Origin of the sequence: Aeromonas sp. SCS5 (assembly GCF_001887375.1) — a bacterium.
GTDB classification, from domain to species: domain Bacteria; phylum Pseudomonadota; class Gammaproteobacteria; order Enterobacterales; family Aeromonadaceae; genus Aeromonas; species Aeromonas jandaei.
The window spans coordinates 86,429-105,486 of the sequence record NZ_LFCS01000011.1; the positions used below are offsets into that span (position 1 = coordinate 86,429).

The window sequence follows — 19,058 nt, forward strand, 5'->3', positions numbered from 1 at the left end:
CCTCATTTTTATCCCTTCTCTGCTTGCGATGTAATTAAATTTCATTTTTTGTCGTTTTTGGTGATTTTCATCCCTGATGTGGGGGCAGATATGAAAACGATATCAGAAATATGAAAAGTTAATTATTTTCGAGAATTAATTGTCTATCTATATGAATTTCAACCACTAACTCGCTCTTGCCAAGAGTGATATCGGGTGTGTGGGCTGGGTTGTGAGGACTGTAGGGATCTGAAAGTCTTTCAATCAGCGGAGGGGGACTCCGCCAATTGCGAGACTAGCGAGGAGTGGATCACTCCCCGGCGGGTTCTTGCTCATCTGTTTCGATGTGAGAGTCATCGGCTCCGGCGACATACCAGTTGGTCAGGGTCTGGGCCAGTTTTTCTACCCCGATATTGCTGAGGGAAGAGAAGGCTTCAACCTGGATCTGGGAACCCAGACTGGCTACGGCCTGGCGCACCTTGATCACCTGATTGTTGCGTGGGCCAGGGCTCAGCTTGTCGGCCTTGGTCAGCAGCAGCATAACCGGCAGTTCGCGATGAGCGCTCCACTCCAGCATGTTCATGTCGGTATCTTTGAGCGGATGACGGATATCCATCAGGATTACCAGCCCTTTCAATGACTCACGACGCTGCAGGTATTCTGCCAGTGACTTTTGCCACTTGAGTTTCATTTCCAGTGGAACCTGGGCATAACCATAACCCGGCAGGTCGACCAGACGTTTGCCCGGTTCCAGCTCAAACAGGTTGATCAGCTGGGTGCGGCCGGGGGTTTTACTGGTTCGGGCCAGGTTCTTGTGTTTGGTTAACGTGTTCAATGCAGATGACTTACCGGCGTTGGAACGGCCAGCAAACGCGATCTCGACACCCCCATCATTTGGCAGGTGGCGGATGTCGGGTGCGCTGGTCACAAAATGCACCTTATTGAAATTGAGAGTTTGTGTATCCAACGTAAATTCCCCATGGAGATAGAGGGTTATAGAGTTACTTTTTTGTAAAAAGGTGTAAAATGGCGTCGCTTAAACGCGTTTATTTTAACATGCCTTCAGCGGCATGGGATCTGGAAGCCTAATAACTAAAAGTTGGAACGCCATGAAGAACCTAGTCATTACTCTTGCTCTGATGGTTGGCGTAACGGGGATGGCACAAGCCAAAGGCGATGCCGCTGCGGGACAGGCCAAGGCTGCAGTTTGTGCGGCTTGTCATGGACCGGACGGAAACAGCCTGATTGATATGTACCCCAAAATTGCTGGTCAGCACGCATCATATATCAAAAAGCAGTTGGTTGAACTGAAGGCTGCCGCTTCTGGCCAAATTGGTCGGGTTGCGCCCGTTATGGGGCCGATGGCTTTGCCTTTGTCGGATCAGGACATGGATGACCTGGCGGCTTACTTCTCCAGCCAGAAAGTGACTCCGGTGGCCGTTCCTGATGACGTTGTTGCTGCAGGCAAGGCGCTTTATATGGGTGGCGACATGAGTCGCGGCCTGCCAGCCTGTACTGCTTGCCACGGGCCGCGAGGTTCCGGGGTTGAGCAGGCCAAATATCCCAGTCTCTCCGGGCAGCACCCTGCCTATATCAAAGCGCAGCTGACCGGTTTCCGTGCCGGTACCCGGGATAACGACCCGAATGGCATGATGCGCGACGTAGCCAAGAAGCTGACTGATCAGGATATCGATATGTTGTCCAAGTATGTTGCCGGACTGCACTAAGCTGATTGCGTTACCTGCAATGGATGAGAAACGGGGAGCTTGGGCTCCTCGTTGTTTTTATGGTTTTCAGATCATTCTCGGTTTAATCCTCTCGTTATGTAAGAGATCTTCCATTCCCGCGGCAGGCCAAGGCTCATAGATTTGTATAAAATTTAAAATAAAAGATATTTATCAATGGCTTATTGCTTTGTTGCGGTTTTCTGAAGCATTGGGATCTATTCAGGTAGATTGAGCGCCTTTATAGAGCTGATACATTAAGTTCAATGGATTTATCCACGGAATGGATAGCGGTTTCACAGTAGGATGCTTTGAGCACAGGATGTTTGGCATGGCGGGATGCCATGGGTTCGCAAGAACTGGCAAGGGATTGAAAGATCAGGATGGTGACCATCTCCGGAGCGGGATGGAGTTGCGGGATGCAGGCTCCCCGGCACGATGGCAGGATGCGGTCGGAACGGGTCAAACAGGCACACGCACATTCAGGAACGACCACAAGAAGGTCAGGATGACCATATAAAGATATGATGTGGCAACAAGTCGTCATGGACGGGACAAAACAGGCTGTTTTACCATTCAGGATGATCCTCACACAGACATATCAAGGCAGCTTCGGCTGCCTTTTTTCTTATTGGGTCATTAACCCGATCAGCCTTTCTGTGTCAAAATACCAGCAATATGCCCAGAGGATACCGATCCTGCGGTGTTCAGTGGCCCTGACGGGCCGGATTGATGCGGGATCCTGCTGATGTTCCGGTTTCACTGTTCCCCAGAATTGCATCCCGCCGGGTGAGATCATCCCGGAGTCGGGCTCAATCCAGTTATTTTTCGGAGTTATCCATTCATGTCTGCCAAACAACCCAATCGCAAGCCTGCTGGCAAGCGCAAAGAATCAGAAGCCAGTGCTCAGGAAGGTCGTGAGCGGAAACGTGCGGCCAAGCGCAAGGGCTTGAAAGCGGGCTCTCGCCAGCAAGTCGAGCAGCAGAAAGGCAAGTCAGCCGGCAAACAGGCCAAGGATCCGCGTATCGGTTCACGCAAGCCGGTCGCTCTGATTGTTGAAGAGAAGGGCACCAAGTCCACCGTGTCCAAGGCGGTAAAAGAGAAGAAGCTGGTGATGACTCCGGAGCAGGAGCTGGCATCCATCGAGAATGATGACCGTCTCAATGATTTGCTGGATCGCCTCGATGCCGGTGAAACCCTGGAAGCGGCCGAGCAGGCCTGGGTTGACCAGCGGGTTGACCGCTATCAGGAGCTGATGGATGAGCTTGGCATCATCGACAACGACGATGACGAAGAGACCGACGACGCCTTCGAGGAGAGCGACTATGAAGAGTCGTTCCAGCCAGCTTCTGAAGATGAGTTGTGGGATCGCTTTACCCAGGTCGATTATCAGCCCGAGACCAAACCTGAGCCGAAGAAGAAGTGATGAGTGGATGGATGCTGGCCGCCCTGTTGGGCGGCCTGATTTTGTCCGGGCTGGCCATTTATGCAGGTATGCTGCTGGCCAGACTCCGGCGCCAGCAGGCGATGCAGTGGCAGGCCATTGCAGCTCGCAATGAACGAATCCTGGAGAGCGTGCGGGTTATTGCCCATGCGGTGCAGGAGGGGCAGTGCGACTACTCCGAAGGAGCCATTCGGCTGACCAATCTGCTGGATGCGCTGCAGATCAAGGATGGGCGCCCTTTTGCCAGCGAATTTCCCGGTCTCTACGGGTTATACGAGAAGGTGAAGGATATGCCGACCCATGAGGCGCGGCGTGCACTCAAGCGCAATGAAGTGATGAAGATGGATCTCGAGCGCAGCGGTTATGAGGCCGAGCTGGAAGCCCAGATCCTCAAGGATGTGGCACAACTGAAGGATTTTCAGTTAAGCCGATAAGCCATTGATAACAAAAAGAGAGGAAGCGAGCGTGCAAGCAGGACAGATTGTGTGGGATCAGGCCCTGATCGAAAAATATAACTACAGCGGCCCGAGATATACCTCCTATCCCACGGCGCTGGAGTTCAACGAGAACTTCGGTTACCCGGATTTTGTTCGTGCTGCCGGGCAGTACCCCGAGCGTCATCTTTCTCTCTATGTTCACATCCCCTTCTGTCACAAACTCTGTTACTACTGTGGCTGCAACAAGGTCATTACCCGTCATCAGCACAAGGCTGACGAGTACCTCGATTATCTCGAACGGGAGATCAAGGCGCAGGCTCCGCTATTCAAACAGCGGCTGGTTACCCAGCTGCACTGGGGGGGGGGCACTCCTACCTATCTCGATGAAAGCCAGACCCGGCGTCTGATGGCCATGCTGCGCGAGCACTTCCATTTTGCCGATGAGGGCGAATTCAGTATTGAAGTCGATCCGCGCGAGATCGAACTTTCCATGCTGGATGTGTTGCGAGAAGTCGGGTTTAACCGTATCAGCCTGGGCGTGCAGGACTTTAACAAGGATGTGCAGGTTGCCGTAAATCGCGAGCAGGATAACGACTTCATTCGCGCCATGCTGGAACGAGCCAGAAAGCTGGGCTTTCGCTCAACCAATCTCGACCTGATTTACGGTTTGCCGCATCAAAACAAAGAGAGCTTCCACCATACGTTGGAAGAGGTGCTCAAGACGGATCCGGCGCGTCTCTCCATCTTCAACTATGCCCATCTGCCCAGTCGCTTTGCTGCGCAGCGCAAGCTGAAGGAAGAGGATATGCCTGCTCCGCAGGAGAAGCTGGCTATGTTGCAGGGGACTATTGCGTTCCTTACCGGCCGCGGTTATCAGTTCATCGGCATGGATCACTTTGCCAAGCCGGATGATGAGCTGGCTGTGGCACAACGCGAAGGCAAGCTGCATCGCAATTTCCAGGGCTATACCACCCAGGGGGATTGCGATCTGCTTGGGCTGGGCGTCTCCTCCATCAGCATGATCGGCGATGCCTACTCGCAGAATCAGAAAGAGCTCAAAACCTATTACGCTCAGGTCGAGGAGTTGGGGCATGCACAATGGAAAGGGTGCTCGCTCAATCAGGATGACCTGATCCGCCGTGAAGTGATCAAGCGGCTTATCTGTGACTTTCGTTTGAACTTCATCACCATTGAGCAGACATTTGGCTTGGATTTCAAAGAGTACTTCGCCGAGGATCTCAAGCTGCTACAGACCTTTATCGACGATGGGTTGGTGCGTATGACAGATACGGGGCTCGAGGTATCTTCCACAGGGCAGCTGTTGATCCGCAATATCTGCATGTGCTTCGACGTCTACCTGCGCAACAAGGCTCGCCAGCAGCAGTTCTCTCGCGTGATATAAGTTTTGCTTGCCGGTCAGAAAACAGAAAGGGGCGCCATCAGTGGCGCCCCTTTCATATGCATGTCTTTTGCTTGAGCCAGTGACGCTGGAAGGTCTTGGCAAGAAAGCGCTGCGAGTGGGGCAAGCAATTGCCCAGTGAAACGCAGATAAAAAGATGGGGGCGACTTGCGTCGCCCCCGGTAGTCGTATCGCTCATATCCTTGAACGAAGTTGCTCCCTGCAATCCCTGACTGTTTACCTCTTCCTTTAGGTTTCCCCTTCCCAATCCTTTGGGGTGTCCTTTAGCCATCTTGGCCTGACGAGTCATCCTGTCCCGCCGCACTTTCTCCGTCCTGGGAGGTGTCCTTTGCCACATCCTGTGACTAGTCCATTTGCCCAACCCTGGCAGCCAGTCTTCCTGACCGACTTCATTGCGTCCGTGCATGAGTAACTATAAGGATTTTCCGGGAGGCGACAATGGCAAGTTGGAAAACGTTTTTGTGTTGATGGTTAACGAAAGCAATGGCTTTCGATTTATTTGATATAAAACATTGTGTTATTAAAATTCACTGCTGTTTTTAAGACGTTATCTTCCGATTATTTCGAGAATATTTTGAGCGTATTGCTCACATATTTAATGGCTGATCTCTTACGCGGCATTATGGTTGCTGTGGAAACAAATATGTCGTCCTGATGGTGATGTCTTTCACCAGCAGGAAAAGGGGAACTTGAGCAAGAAAAGGCGGGGTCAGGAGCGCTGATTGAGGCGTTCGTATATGGTCTGCCGCTCTTCAGGGCTGAGCGATGAGAAGTAGTGAGTAAAGAGGCGCAGCAGCAGAGATTTGTTCATGCCGTCCTGCTGGGTCAGATTGCCCAACTCATCGATGGCGACGGTACTCATGGAGAAGGTCGCCTTCTTGTAACTGGGCTTGAGGTGTTCGCCGCTCTCGATGAATGCCAGTGCCGTAAGGGCTTCGTCCCGGTGCAGGCTCAGCTCCAGACTGACCACCTTGGGCTTGCCTTTGGCGTAGAACTCCGCATCTTCGATAAACTCGTCGACGGTAAAGTTCTTCTGGTGGTGCAACTGGTGCTTCTTCTTCAGATCGGCCAGACCCATCTCACACCCCCACTTGCAGGAACTCTTTGGCGATGGCACGGATCTCTTCGGCGGATTTGCCATCCGGCTCGATCTCCATCACCGACAACCCCTTCTCCTCGCTGTCGTCGTAGACGTTGCGTCCATAGGTGATGGCATTAAGCACATCTACCCCAAAGGAGGAGCAAACTTCTTTCGCTTCCAGAATCCGTTTTACTTGATTGGGCAGGGAAGGGCACTGGGTCAGCACCACAGCCGCATGGAGGGCCGGGTTGACCATCTTGCAGGTGGTGATGAGATCTTCCATATGGGGCAGGGTCTTGAGATCCCGGCGTTTGGGGCGCAGCGGGATAAGAGCGTGGGTAGCGACTGCCATGGTAGAACGCAGCGCCCGGTTGTCTTGCCCGCCACAGTCGACGATGACGTAGTCGTAGCGGTTTTTCAGACTGAGCAAGTCGTTGCGGATATTGCCGTAGAGCTGGACGCAGTTGATTTGTGGCAGTTCCGGATTGTCATTGCGCTCCTGAATCCAGTCGGAGGTGGTGCGCTGGGGATCGCAGTCGACCAGCAAAACTTCCCCCTGAAACTGGGATCTGAGGTAGACCGCCAGATTTTGCGCCAGGCAGCTCTTGCCACTCCCTCCTTTTTCTCCGCCAACCAACAAGATCATGACGTTCCCCTATCCATGAGAAAACCGCTGTTTTCAGTATAGGAGGGGCTGCTCTCATAACAAGGCAGGAGGTGGTTTGCCTCCCGCCCAATCTATTAGTAGTGCTGACTACCGCCGCTGGAGCGGCACACATAGTCGGGTACCAGCGTCTGGGGGGCCTTGTCGACATGGCATACCACCATGGGCACGGCCGGGGCTCCTTCTGCCTGCGTGAGGCTGGGTACGAGAGGCAGCAACAGGGTTGCGAACAGCAGCATGGACTTCATTTTCATAAAAACTCCTTGGTAACACCATTCATACGTGATCTGGATCACTTTTTGAGTTAAGCCGAGGTTCGACCCAGCGCAAGGAAGAGCGAATAAATTCAGCCAATGAAAAAACTCTCAAAAGAAACCTGATGGCAGGTACTGAATCTCTGGCGGCCAAGATGCTGACTTTGTGCATATTAATGAGCAACCGATAGCTGGGCGGTAATGATATGAGCCGCTGTGCGACCAAGCTGGCGTGAATGCCATGATCTGGGACAAGAAAAGAATTATGCAGAGTGAGAAGGATGGGTGACTTTTTATTTATTGGTTAGAGGCGATGAGAGGGTGACATTATTCATATTAGTGCATGGTAAATTCATGGAATATTTTTCATTTAACCTAACCAATTGAAATTAATTACATTTCCTTTTTGTTTCTATCCATTTTGAGAGTGGGGTAATGAATGAAATGGCTTTCAATATGAAATATAAAGGGCTTTTTTTAAGTATGTATGCGGGCTTGGTGAATAAGAGAATGTGGGATCTGTTACCCCTATCAAAGATCTTTTCATGAATTTATTCAGTTCTGAGTGAATGTGATCAATCTCTAAGTTTGCAGTGATTGGCAGGTCTAACCTCGCTCTCGAAAGGCAAGGGCAGGATAGAACACAAGCCGAGTACCCTACATAAAGAATATCCCGCCTTAGCCACGAGCATGAATAGAAGGAATCTATTCAATCACTCGCAGGGACCACTGCTAGACGGAATATAATCATGAGCAAATTTTATGTAGGTTCTGAAGTTGGCCAATTGCGCCGTGTCATGTTGCACCGCCCCAACCTCAGTCTGAAGCGTCTGACTCCTTCCAACTGCCAGGATCTGCTGTTTGATGACGTCCTGTCTGTTGAACGCGCCGGTCAGGAGCACGACAAATTCGCTCAGGTACTGCGCGATCAGAATGTCGAAGTTTTCCTGCTGACCAATCTGCTGGCCGAGACTCTGGATGTGCCGGAAGCCAAAACCTGGCTGCTGCAACATCAGGTCTCCGACTATCGCCTCGGCTCTTCTTTTGCCAACGATGTGCGCTGCTTCCTGGCTGACATGCCGCACCGCGAACTGGCCCGCATTCTCTCCGGCGGCCTGACCTACTCCGAGATGCCCTACAGCGGCGTCAACATGGTAGTAGGCATGCACGCACCGACCGATTTCATCATCGAGCCGCTGCCCAACCACCTCTTTACCCGCGACACCTCCTGCTGGGTTTACGGTGGCGTCTCCATCAACCCGATGGCCAAGGCCGCTCGTCGTCGTGAGACCAACCATGTGAAGGCCATCTACCGTTGGCACCCGCAGTTCGCCGGTCAGGACTTCATCAAATACTTCGGTGATGAAGATCGCGATTACGACAACTCCACCATCGAGGGTGGCGACGTGCTGGTTATCGGCCGCGGCGCCGTGCTGATCGGCATGTCCGAGCGCACCACCCCGCAAGGTGTAGAGCATCTGGCTCGCGGCCTGTTCAAACACGGTCAGGCCAAACAGGTTATCGCCATGCAATTGCCGAAACACCGTAGCTGCATGCACCTGGATACCGTGATGACCCACATGGACATCGACACCTTCTCCGTCTATCCGGAAGTCATCCGCAAGGATGTGAACTGCTGGAGCCTGACTCCGGGCGGCGCTACCGGCATGAACATCAAGGAAGAGGGTTACTTCGTCACCGCCATCGAGAAGGCGCTGGGTGTGGATCAGCTCAAGCTCATCACCACTGGTGGTGACACCTTCGAGGCCGAGCGCGAGCAGTGGAACGACGCTAACAACGTGCTGACCGTGCGCCCCGGCGTGGTGGTGGGTTACGAGCGCAATACCTACACCAACGAGAAGTACGACAAGGCTGGCATCACAGTGCTGCCCATCCCGGGTGAAGAGCTGGGACGTGGTCGCGGCGGCGCCCGCTGCATGAGCTGCCCGATGGAACGCGACGGCATCTAACAAGACGGCGTGGCGCCGGCAAGATGCCGGCGCCACAGATACCAAGACTCGAGAGTAACACTCATGAAAAAACCAACTGTCGTCGTCGCCCTGGGTGGCAATGCTCTGCTCCGTCGTGGCGAGCCGCTCGAAGCTGACATCCAGCGCAAGAACATCGCCACCGCCGCCAAGACCATCGCCCTGATCGCTCAGGAGTACAACGTGGTGCTGGTGCATGGCAATGGCCCGCAAGTCGGCCTGCTGGCCCTGCAAAACAGCGCCTACACCAAGGTATCCCCCTATCCGCTGGATGTGCTGGGTGCCGAGTCCCAGGGCATGATCGGCTACATGCTGATCCAGGAGCTAAAAAACCTGATGCCGAGCCGCAACGTTACCGCGCTGCTGACTCAGGTGCAGGTCGATCCCAAGGATCCGGCATTCGCCAACCCGACCAAATTTATCGGCCCCGTCTACGAAGAGGCTGAAGCCCGCACCCTGGCAGAAGAGAAGCACTGGGTGGTCAAGGCTGACGGCAAGTTCTTCCGCCGCGTAGTGCCGTCCCCGCTGCCCCAGCGCATCGTCGAAGGCGACGCCATCGAAACCCTGATTGCCCAGGGTCACCTCATCATCTGTACCGGTGGTGGTGGTATCCCGGTGACCTGGGATGGTCAGAGCCTGACCGGTATCGAAGCCGTCATCGACAAGGATATGTCTGCCGCCTATCTGGCCAAGCAGATCAAGGCCGACGCCCTGCTGATCCTGACCGATGCCGATGCCGTCTACCTGGATTGGGGCAAACCGACCCAGCGTCCACTGCGGATCACCAGCCCGGACGAGCTGGCCGGGGTCAAGTTCGACGCAGGTTCCATGGGACCGAAAGTCGAAGCCTCCTGTGAATTTGTCAAAGCGACCGGCGGCATGGTCGGCATCGGCTCTCTGGAAGATGGCCTCGCCATCCTCAAGGGTGAAGCCGGTACCAATATCGTCGCCACCCGTACCGTGAATGCGTAGTTACAAATCTGTACTGAAGAATGCGTAGTCAACACTACTGCCTAAATTGGTCTGAACAAATATAGAGAGAACTCATCATGGCTTTTAATCTGCGTAACCGTAACTTCCTGAAACTGCTGGACTTCACCCCGCGCGAAATCCAATACATGATCGATCTGGCCATCGACCTGAAGAAAGCCAAATACGGTGGCTACGAGCGCAAGCATCTGGTTGGCAAGAACATCGCCCTGATTTTCGAGAAGACCTCCACCCGTACCCGTTGTGCGTTTGAAGTGGCGGCCTTCGACCAGGGCGCGCAAGTCTCCTACCTTGGCCCAAGCGGTTCCCAGATCGGTCACAAGGAGTCCATGAAGGACACCGCCCGGGTACTGGGTCGCATGTATGACGGTATCGAATACCGTGGCTACGGTCAGGAGATCGTGGAAGAGCTGGGTGCCTACGCCGGTGTACCGGTGTGGAACGGCCTGACCAACGAATTCCACCCGACCCAGATTCTGGCTGACTTCATGACCATGCTGGAGCACGGCAAGGGCAAGCGTCTGGATCAAATCAAGTTCGCCTACCTGGGTGATGCCCGCAACAACATGGGTAACTCCCTGATGGTCGGCGCAGCCAAAATGGGTATGGATATCCGTCTGGTCGCTCCGAAAGCCTTCTGGCCGGAAGAAGAGCTGGTTGCCAAGTGCCGCCTGATCGCCGAAGAGACCGGCGCACGCATCACCCTGACCGAAGATGTCAAAGAGGGTGTGCTGGGCACCGACTTCCTCTACACCGACGTCTGGGTATCCATGGGTGAAGCGAAAGAAGCATGGGATCAGCGCGTCAAACTGATGACTCCGTATCAGGTCAACATGGATGTCATCAACGCCACCAAGAACCCGGATGTGAAGTTCATGCACTGCCTGCCGGCGTTCCACAACGACGAGACCACCATGGGCAAGGAAGTGGCTGACAAATATGGCATGAAAGGTCTGGAAGTGACCGAGGATGTGTTCGAATCCGAGCACAGCATCGTGTTCGACGAGGCCGAAAACCGGATGCACACCATCAAGGCAGTGATGGTTGCTACGCTGGGCGACTAAGGTCGCAGTAGTGGTGCCGGGGGGTGACCCCCGGCTTTTCGACCATGTGACAGCGGCATAATACCTCTAACCCTACAACCCGCAGCCTGCATGGATACCACACCCACAGAAGGAAGCTGGACCATGACCAAATTCAAGTTCCCGTCAGCCTACACGATACTGTTTGTGCTGATCGCCCTGGTGGCCGCCCTGAGCTGGATAGTGCCGGCCGGCAAATATGAGATGACCATGAACGAAGCCCTCGGCAAAGAAGTGCCGGTGGCGGGTACCTACAAGCTGGTAGAGGGCAATCCCCAGGGGATCGTCGACGTGCTGCTGGCGCCGATCGATGGTCTCTACAACCATGACACCTATCAGGCAGGCGCCATCGACGTCTCCCTGTTTATCCTGATCATCGGTGGTTTTCTTGGCATTGTGACCAAGACCGGTGCCATCGATGCCGGTATCGAACGCGTGACCGACCGTCTGCGTGGCCGTGAAGAGTGGATGATCCCGATCCTGATGGCGCTGTTCGCCGCAGGCGGCACCATCTACGGCATGGCCGAAGAGTCGCTGCCCTTCTACACCCTGCTGGTGCCGGTGATGATGGCCGCCCGCTTTGACCCGGTGGTGGCTGCTGCAACTGTGTTGCTGGGTGCCGGTATCGGTACTCTCGGTTCCACCATCAACCCGTTTGCGACCGTTATCGCTGCCAACGCGGCGGGTATCTCCTTCACCGACGGTATCTGGCTGCGCGTTGCCATGCTGGTGGCTGGCTGGTTGATCTGCGTTGCCTACGTCATGCGTTACGCCAAGATGGTGCGCAACGACCCGAGCAAATCGCTGGTGGCTGACAAGTGGGATGAAAACCGTGCCCATTTCCTCGGCAACAAGAGCGACCAGATGCTGGAGTTCACCCTGACCCGTAAAATCGTGCTGGGTATCTTCGTCGCCGCCTTCGCCGTGATGATCTACGGTGTGGCCGTGCTGGGCTGGTGGATGGCGCAGATCTCCGGCGTCTTCCTGGCTGCTGCCATCATCGTCGGCCTCATCTCCCGGATGAGCGAGGAGGAGCTGACCTCCAACTTCATCGACGGTGCTCGCGACCTGCTCGGTGTGGCGCTGATCATCGGTATCGCCCGCGGTATCGTGGTGGTAATGGACAACGGCATGATCACCCACACCATCCTGCACAGCGCAGAAGGGATCGTGACCGGCCTCTCCACCGTGGTGTTCATCAACGTGATGTTCCTGCTGGAAGTGGTGCTCTCCTTCCTGGTGCCGTCCTCATCCGGTCTGGCCGTGCTGACCATGCCGATCATGGCGCCGCTGGCCGACTTCGCCAACGTAGGCCGTGAGCTGGTGGTGACTGCTTACCAGTCTGCCTCCGGTCTGGTGAATCTGGTGACCCCGACCTCCGCCGTGGTTATGGGCGGTCTGGCCATCGCCAAGGTGCCTTATGTGCGCTACCTGAAGTGGGTGGCTCCGCTGCTCGGTATCCTGACCGTGCTGATCGTGGCCTGCCTGAGCCTGGGTGCCATGCTCTAAGCCACAACCAAGATGACGCTGAAGACGGGAGCCGCTGGCTCCCGTTTTTTATGGAGGCAAGAAGAGATGGGCACAAAGTAGCGGCCAACAAAAAGGCGACCCTGAGGTCGCCTTTTGCTTGTTCGTTGTGTGGCAGTAGCTAGCGCGCCTGCTCCAGCGTGCGCACCACGGCAGCGTGGGCCTGACGGGTGCGGCTGATATGGCGCGGCGCGACCAGCACCACGTCGTTGCCGGCCACGGCGCCCATGATCTCGGGATTGGCGTTGCGATCGAGCAGACGGGCCACCACGGTGGCGGCGCCGGGAGTGGTGTGGATCAGCACCATCTGCTGGTTGTGCACCACTTCGCGCACCATGTCGTGGATGGAGCGGGTGCTGCCGGCGGGCTCCAGCTGCTCGTCGACCAGGGTGTAGACCTTCTTGCCATTGGCATTCTGCGCCTTGGCGACGCCGAGACGGCGCAGCAGGCGGGAGATGGTGGACTGGCTGATGTCGGCAAAGCCCCGCTCCGACAGCTCGCGGCGGATCTCTTCCTGAGTGCTGTAGCAGTGCTGGCCGATGATCTGGCGACAGGCATCCAGCTGGGCCAGATCGGGCTCTTGGGCAACGGGACGGCTGAGGGTTTTGACCACGGCGACTTCCTTTGACGATGATCGGGGATGAGCGCTCGATATCTGCCAAATTTGCTGCTTGTTAGCGGAAAATCTTGGCAATCAGGTGATTGGCAGGGAATGAGCGGGCTTTACCATATTGGATGGCAAATTATAGCCGACTGGGAATTTGGTGATGTGACAGGGTTCAAAAATGGGCCCCTTGGGGCCCACATGAATATCTTTTGATTCTGGCTATCAGTAGCGTTCGCTGACGATGTCCTGAGTGAAGGACTTCTCGCAGTATTTGCACTTCATCCGCACCGCGCCCTTCACCTCGCGTACCCGGAAGTAGCTCTCAACCGGTTCGTTGTGGGAGATGCAGTTGGAGTTGGGGCAGTGGAACACCCCGGCGATGAACTCCGGCAACTCCAGCTGATGCTTCTTCACCACATTGAAGTCTTCGATGATGTTGACGGTCGCTTTCGGGGCGAACAGCGCCAGCTGGTTGGCCTGCTGCTCGGTCAGGCGGGTGTTCTCAATCTTGATGAGATCCTTTTTGCCGAGCGCGCCGGATTTCAGGTTGAAGCCGACGGTGATCCGCTCCTGGGTCTCCACCAGCTGGAACAGCTTGAGGATCTTGATGCCCTGGCCGGCGGGGATGTGGTCGATGACGGAGCCGTGACGGATGGCTTCGACTTGCAGTTGGTTCTTGTCAGACATGTTGTTCCCCTTTCCCTTAGACAGTTTCGTTCAGTACCAGTGCCAGCAGAGCCTGGCGTGCATAGACCCCGTTCTCCGCCTGCTGGAAGTAGTAGGCGTGAGGGGTCTTGTCGACCGCCACATCGATCTCGTCGACGCGGGGCAGGGGATGCAGGATCTTCATGGTGGGCTTGGCCCCTTCCAGGGTCGCCAGCTCCAGGATGAACTTGGCGGCCATGTGTTTGTACTCGGTCTCGTCGAAGCGCTCTTTCTGGACGCGAGTCATGTAGAGGATGTCCAGCTCCGGCATCACCTCCTCCATGGTCTCGTGGATGCTGAACTGAATGCCCTTCTCTTCCAACTCTTCGCAGATGTAGTCCGGCATCGCCAGCGCTTCCGGGGAGATGAAGAAGAAGCGGCAGTTGAACAGGCTGAGAGCCTGCGCCAACGAGTGGACGGTGCGGCCGTACTTGAGGTCACCGACGAAGGCGACGTTGAGGCCGTCCAGCTTGCCCTGGGTCTCGCGGATGGAGAAGAGGTCGAGCAGGGTCTGGGTCGGATGCTGGTTGGAGCCGTCGCCGCCGTTGATGACCGGCACGCGGGAGAACTCGGAGGCGAGGCGGGCAGCCCCCTCTTTCGGATGACGCATCACCACCGCATCGGTGTAGGAGCCGATGATCTTGATGGAATCAGCCAGGGTCTCGCCCTTCTTGGCGCTGGTGTTGCCACCGTCGGCGAAGCCGATGATGTTGCCGCCGAGGCGCTGCACCGCGGTCTCGAAGGAGAGGCGGGTGCGGGTGGAGGCTTCGAAGAAGCAGCTGGCAACCAGCTTGTCTTTCAGCAAGCGGGTATCGGGTTCGGCCTTCAACCGTTGTGCGGTTGAGACTACCAGTTCCATTTCAGACCGGGTCAGGTCCGTGATGGAGATGACATGTTTCTTGTAGAGTGGATTGGTCATCGTCTGCATTCCCTTTGACATCATTGGAGGTTTTTCGGGCACAAAAAAAAGCCCCTGGAAACAGGGGCTTTTTTTAAAAATAACTGGGGAACATCGGGTCGGAAACCGGAAACAACGGGGCCGCTCTGGTGCGCTCCACCCGTTTGCAAAGCTGTTTTTTTCATCAAAAACGGCATCTTCCTGTCCCGACCTTGTTCAAAACCGGACAGATTATAGGGCTGCATTTTTAATTGTCAAAATTTTATTTTCCATGCCTATTTTGATCTGAAAAACGTTTAAGTGGCGCGAACGGGACGGCAAACCCACACCTGATGCGTTGCCTGCAACGGCTCGCCATCGCGGGCCATGGCGCGCAGATAACCGAGTCTGTGGTGCCCCTCCAGCAGGCAGAAGGGGTGGGGCAGGGGATAGCCGTTCGGGTAACTGGCTCCCGCCTCCGGCGCCAGCACGATCACCGGCTCGGGCCAACTCCCTTCGCTCAGCATCTTCTCGCCGAGCCAGGAGCGACGGACATAGCGATTGCTGCGCAGCATCTCGCCCCAGCGCTCGATCACCTCCATGTGACGGGAGTCTATCTGCTCGATAATCTGCGCGGTGGGCCAGCTTTCGCATGCGAACTGGTGGCTGGCGAGATCGATAAAGCTCCAGTTGGACTCAAAACCGCGCCAATGACGGTAAATCCACTGGGAAAGCACATTTTCGGGGATGAAGGGCACCAGCGGGGCGACCCGGGCCAGGTAGTCGGGCAGGGACTCTGTTTTGCGTTCGTCCCTGAAGTTGAGGGGCGCAAGTTGTTGTAGCAGTCGGTAATTGAGCATAAGCAGCCTCCCGGTACCTGCTTTCACCCTACCCCCATTTATGCCCCATTCCTACCCCGCTGAGTCTGGAAATACAGCAAGTTACCCCTCGTTGCTGCACAAATCGGCGTGACTTGTTCGGGATTTGTGCAATCGCATTAAAAGTGTGAAAAAAGCCTTTACCTTTGAAACCCGCTTTGTATACTACGCCTCGTTTGTTGCAGGGGCGTAGTTCCAATTGGTAGAACAGCGGTCTCCAAAACCGATGGTTGCGGGTTCGAGTCCTGCCGCCCCTGCCATTTAATTCAAGAAAAGCCAGCTCATCGAGCTGGCTTTTCGCTTTCTGGCGTTTGCCACTCTTCCCGCTAGCTCTCTTTCTTGCCGTTTGCCTCTGCCACATCTGTCAATTGAGGCCTCTCTACCCCTGTGCTACACCTTGCTTCTTGTCAGATGGTGCCCTGTTGCCCGGCGTCTGTACTGCATCCGGTTGGCCTGAGGCGCTTCAATCCAAGGAGACAGATCGATGAACAAAGCGGTGGAGACTCGTCACAATCACACCCACGCTGGCGGCTGGGTACCCCGGGATCAGGTGCATGTGGAGCGCTGGGTGCAGCGGCTGCGGCAGGCGGTTACCCGTCAGCCCCGCCCGCTGGTGGCACCGATCGCCGAGCTGAAGGCGCTGGTCGAGCAGGAGCCGGCGCTGCATCTGCAGGCGCAGGCGATGTTTGACGAGGCGTGGCAGCACAAGCACAGAACCCCGCTCGGTCAGGTCGAGGTACGCAGCTTCGAAGAGTTTCTGCTGCTGCTCAATGGCATCATGACCACGGCGCCGGAAGCCTATCAGGATGTGCAGAGCCACGAACCGGCCGGGCTCATCGGCTTTCCCATCAATGCCCTGCTCAACTGGCCCATGGCGACGGCTGCCGGTTACGGCTTCTTTGCCAACGAGCTGGTGAACCAGCAGCTGCGCAAGATCCTCGGCTACTGGGCCAATTTCCTGCAAAGCCCGGCGTCACGCTATGTGCTGACCGAGTCGGTCAGTCCGCTTGATCGCCAGACCCTGATCGTCCCCTGGTTGGGGGACGTGGCGAAACAGGAGATGGTCAAGGTGGCGCAAGGGGCGCTCGGTGCCGGTGACAACCCCACACCGGACAGCTTCGAGGGGATCTTCCACTCCACTCCGGGTGCCGAATATGAAGGGTTTGCCAGCTGGGACGACTTCTTCACCCGCCGCTTTCGCCCCGGCGTGCGGCCGGTAGCTGCTCCCGACGATGACAACGTGATCGCCAACGCCTGCGAATCGGCCCCGCTGCAGGTGGCCAAAAGAGTGCGTCGGCAGGACTCCTTCTGGCTCAAGGGGCAGCCCTACTCGCTGGACAACCTGCTCGACTTCGACCTGCGCGCCGCCCAGTTCGAGGGGGGCACCATCTATCAGGCCTTCCTCAGCGCTCTCAGCTATCACCGCTGGCACAGCCCGGTGAGCGGCACAGTGCGCTCGGTCAAGGTGGTCAACGGCAGCTACTACCTGGCCAACCGCCATCAGGGTTTTGGCAACCTCGATGGCGCCGACCCGAGCGCCCCCAACCAGTCGCAACCCTTCCTCACCGCGGTGGCGACCCGCGCCCTGATCTTTATCGAGGCGGACAATCCCAAAATCGGTCTGATGTGCGTGGTGCCGGTCGGGATGGCCGAAGTGTCGAGCTGCGAGGTGACGGTGCAGCCGGGGCAGCGGATCGAGAAGGGTGAACAGCTGGGGATGTTCCACTTCGGTGGCTCCACCCACTGCCTGCTGTTCCGCCCCGGAGTCGAGCTGGAGTTCGATTTCTATGGCCAGCAGCCGGGACTGGAGGCGACCAACCTGAGGATCAATACGGCGCTGGCACGGGTCAAATAACCCAGCCGCCGGACAGTAAAAGGCCGCCCTTGAGGCGGCCTTTTTGTTTGTGCATCAGCTGGCGCCGACCTGCGTCTTTAGGGTTTCCATCAACCGCTGATGGCGGGCGGGAAGCGGCCACTCGGCGCGGTAGATCAGCCAGAGGGTGTCGATCACCTCGATCCGGCTCTGGAGCACCCGGATCTTCTCCTGTTGGGCAAAGGCGGTGACGGCGAAGCGGGGCAGCACGGTAAAGCCAAGGCCACGGGCGACCGGCTCCAGGATCAGGCCGATCTGGTTGGTAAAGCCGCGCAGCGGGATCTCGTCGAAGCGCTGGCCGGGGTAGCGTCGTCCCAGCAGGCGCTGAGCCATGCTGCGGCCATCCGGGTGATCGATAAAGCCGAGCTGACAGAGGTGCTGCCAGCTCTGCTCCTCGCCATCGTTGGGTACCACCAGACAGAGGGGTTCGCGGGCGAAGGGCTCGGCGGCGATGCTGGGGTGCTCCGGCGGTTGATCCACCAGTCCCAGATCGCTGCGCCCTGCCAGTACCGCCTGCACTATGTCGGGGGTGGGGGCAAAGCGGTGCTGGATGGTGAGTCCGGGATGCTCCTGTTGCTGGTCGAGCAGCAGGGGATAGAGCAGCAGGCCGATGCTGCCGGGGGTGGTGAGGGTGATGGCGCCGCGGTGAGGATCGTCGTCAGAGAGACGGGCTCGCAGCTGTTCGGCGGCCTGCTCCTGCTGGCGGGCAAAGTCGAGCAGCACCAGCCCGCGCGGGGTGAGCTCCAGCAGACGGGGTTTGCGCAGCAGCAGGGGGCCGAATTCGGCCTCGAGGCGCGAGATATGCTGACTGACGGCGGCCTGAGTGAGATCCAGCCGATCGGCGGCACGGGTAAAACTGCCGGTTTCATGCACCACCACCAGGGTGTGGAGCCAGAGTGGATTAACCATAAATTTAATTTATGCCTTCCATTAGTTTGACCTTATTTTTCATTATGGTGCCTCTTCCTATCATGTCACCTGTTTCCCACACACAATTTCAAGGTGACTTATGACTTACCCGCGCAACTTCTCCCACATCGGCATCACGGTGACTGACCTCGACAAGGCGGTCGAGTTCTATACCAAGGTGATGGGCTGGTATCTCATCATGCCGGCGACCACCATCAGCGAGGATGACTCCGCCATCGGCGTGATGTGCAACGACGTGTTTGGCCCGGGCTGGGGCTCCTTCCGCATCGCTCACCTCTCTACCGGCGACAAGATCGGCATCGAGCTGTTCGAGTTCCCCAACAGCGAGCAGCGCGAAAACAACTTCGAATTCTGGAAGACCGGGGTGTTCCACTTCAGCGTGCAGGATCCGGATGTCGAGGGGCTGGCGGCGCGCATCGTCGCGGCGGGTGGCAAGCAGCGGATGCCGGTGCGCGAGTACTACCCGGGCGAGAAGCCCTACCGCATGGTCTACATGGAAGATCCCTTCGGCAACATCATCGAGATCTACAGCCACAGCTATGAGCTGACCTACTCCGCCGGTGCATATCAGGGGTAAGTGACAGGCCGCCTTCGGGCG

General features: G+C 56.5%; 19 protein-coding genes and 1 tRNA gene. 11 read left to right on the forward strand and 9 right to left on the reverse strand.

The genetic code is table 11. The features are described from left to right. Positions 1-289 precede the first annotated feature (289 nt). On the reverse strand, positions 290-946 hold the full coding sequence (yihA, locus tag BS300_RS15300) for a ribosome biogenesis GTP-binding protein YihA/YsxC (protein ID WP_042031917.1): 657 nt from the start codon (positions 944-946) through the stop codon (positions 290-292). Between the two features lie 142 nt (positions 947-1,088). Here yihA and BS300_RS15305 point away from each other — a divergent pair, with 142 nt between their 5' ends. The 4 genes from BS300_RS15305 (at position 1,089) to hemN (ending at position 4,986) form a co-directional block, all read left to right on the forward strand. Further along, complete coding sequence (locus tag BS300_RS15305; protein WP_041209511.1) at positions 1,089-1,706, forward strand: c-type cytochrome; 618 nt, start codon at positions 1,089-1,091, stop codon at positions 1,704-1,706. Between the two features lie 841 nt (positions 1,707-2,547). After that, on the forward strand, positions 2,548-3,129 hold the full coding sequence (yihI, locus tag BS300_RS15320; RefSeq protein ID WP_071913766.1) for a Der GTPase-activating protein YihI: 582 nt from the start codon (positions 2,548-2,550) through the stop codon (positions 3,127-3,129). 11 nt (positions 3,130-3,140) lie between these two features. After that, positions 3,141-3,581 (forward strand): DUF2489 domain-containing protein, encoded by a 441-nt coding sequence (locus tag BS300_RS15325; protein ID WP_071913768.1) that lies wholly within the window; start codon positions 3,141-3,143, stop codon positions 3,579-3,581. Positions 3,582-3,612: 31 nt separating this feature from the next. Beyond that, positions 3,613-4,986 (forward strand): oxygen-independent coproporphyrinogen III oxidase, encoded by a 1,374-nt coding sequence (hemN, locus tag BS300_RS15330; RefSeq protein ID WP_071913770.1) that lies wholly within the window; start codon positions 3,613-3,615, stop codon positions 4,984-4,986. A 727-nt stretch (positions 4,987-5,713) separates the two neighbouring features. Here the strand turns inward: hemN and BS300_RS15340 are convergent. The 3 genes from BS300_RS15340 to BS300_RS21385 all read right to left on the reverse strand — a co-directional run bounded on the left by BS300_RS15340 (position 5,714) and on the right by BS300_RS21385 (position 7,003). After that, positions 5,714-6,082, reverse strand: a complete 369-nt coding sequence (locus BS300_RS15340) for a hypothetical protein (RefSeq protein ID WP_033114790.1) — start codon at positions 6,080-6,082, stop codon at positions 5,714-5,716. Between the two features lies 1 nt (position 6,083). Continuing rightward, a complete protein-coding gene (locus BS300_RS15345; protein ID WP_071913775.1) occupies positions 6,084-6,731 on the reverse strand; it encodes an AAA family ATPase in 648 nt (215 codons plus the stop codon). Between the two features lie 95 nt (positions 6,732-6,826). Beyond that, entirely contained in the window at positions 6,827-7,003 is a 177-nt protein-coding gene (locus BS300_RS21385) for a hypothetical protein (RefSeq protein WP_181364361.1), read from the reverse strand. A gap of 749 nt (positions 7,004-7,752) precedes the next feature. On the opposite strand from BS300_RS21385, the gene arcA reads away from it, so the two are divergent. The 4 genes from arcA to BS300_RS15365 all read left to right on the forward strand — a co-directional run bounded on the left by arcA (position 7,753) and on the right by BS300_RS15365 (position 12,572). Further along, on the forward strand, positions 7,753-8,973 hold the full coding sequence (arcA, locus tag BS300_RS15350; protein WP_041209518.1) for an arginine deiminase: 1,221 nt from the start codon (positions 7,753-7,755) through the stop codon (positions 8,971-8,973). Positions 8,974-9,036: 63 nt separating this feature from the next. After that, on the forward strand, positions 9,037-9,963 hold the full coding sequence (arcC, locus tag BS300_RS15355; RefSeq protein WP_011707754.1) for a carbamate kinase: 927 nt from the start codon (positions 9,037-9,039) through the stop codon (positions 9,961-9,963). Between the two features lie 77 nt (positions 9,964-10,040). Continuing rightward, positions 10,041-11,045, forward strand: a complete 1,005-nt coding sequence (gene argF, locus BS300_RS15360; RefSeq protein WP_033114793.1) for an ornithine carbamoyltransferase — start codon at positions 10,041-10,043, stop codon at positions 11,043-11,045. A 123-nt stretch (positions 11,046-11,168) separates the two neighbouring features. Further along, positions 11,169-12,572: a YfcC family protein gene (locus tag BS300_RS15365; protein ID WP_043850717.1), complete on the forward strand. Its 1,404-nt coding sequence runs from the start codon at positions 11,169-11,171 to the stop codon at positions 12,570-12,572. A 139-nt stretch (positions 12,573-12,711) separates the two neighbouring features. On the opposite strand, the gene BS300_RS15370 is transcribed toward BS300_RS15365, so the two are convergent. The 4 genes from BS300_RS15370 to BS300_RS15385 form a co-directional block, all read right to left on the reverse strand. Then, the gene (locus tag BS300_RS15370) at positions 12,712-13,203 is read right to left on the reverse strand and encodes an ArgR family transcriptional regulator (RefSeq protein ID WP_041209520.1); all 492 of its coding nucleotides are present in this window, start codon (positions 13,201-13,203) and stop codon (positions 12,712-12,714) included. A 216-nt stretch (positions 13,204-13,419) separates the two neighbouring features. Continuing rightward, entirely contained in the window at positions 13,420-13,884 is a 465-nt protein-coding gene (gene pyrI / locus BS300_RS15375; protein WP_041209521.1) for an aspartate carbamoyltransferase regulatory subunit, read from the reverse strand. A gap of 16 nt (positions 13,885-13,900) precedes the next feature. After that, positions 13,901-14,821 (reverse strand): aspartate carbamoyltransferase, encoded by a 921-nt coding sequence (pyrB, locus tag BS300_RS15380; RefSeq protein ID WP_041209522.1) that lies wholly within the window; start codon positions 14,819-14,821, stop codon positions 13,901-13,903. Positions 14,822-15,096: 275 nt separating this feature from the next. Next, positions 15,097-15,639: a hypothetical protein gene (locus BS300_RS15385; protein WP_071913779.1), complete on the reverse strand. Its 543-nt coding sequence runs from the start codon at positions 15,637-15,639 to the stop codon at positions 15,097-15,099. Positions 15,640-15,840: 201 nt separating this feature from the next. Between BS300_RS15385 and BS300_RS15390 the strand changes: the two genes are divergently transcribed. Both BS300_RS15390 and BS300_RS15395 read left to right on the forward strand, forming a co-directional pair. Beyond that, positions 15,841-15,917 (forward strand) — tRNA-Trp (locus BS300_RS15390). Between the two features lie 224 nt (positions 15,918-16,141). Beyond that, the gene (locus tag BS300_RS15395) at positions 16,142-17,512 is read left to right on the forward strand and encodes a phosphatidylserine decarboxylase family protein (protein ID WP_071913781.1); all 1,371 of its coding nucleotides are present in this window, start codon (positions 16,142-16,144) and stop codon (positions 17,510-17,512) included. A 54-nt stretch (positions 17,513-17,566) separates the two neighbouring features. Here BS300_RS15395 and BS300_RS15400 read toward each other — a convergent pair whose 3' ends face one another. Next, positions 17,567-18,439: a LysR family transcriptional regulator gene (locus tag BS300_RS15400; RefSeq protein WP_071913783.1), complete on the reverse strand. Its 873-nt coding sequence runs from the start codon at positions 18,437-18,439 to the stop codon at positions 17,567-17,569. Between the two features lie 100 nt (positions 18,440-18,539). Here BS300_RS15400 and BS300_RS15405 point away from each other — a divergent pair, with 100 nt between their 5' ends. Then, entirely contained in the window at positions 18,540-19,037 is a 498-nt protein-coding gene (locus tag BS300_RS15405; protein WP_042031906.1) for a lactoylglutathione lyase family protein, read from the forward strand. The last annotated feature ends 21 nt before the right edge of the window (positions 19,038-19,058 follow it).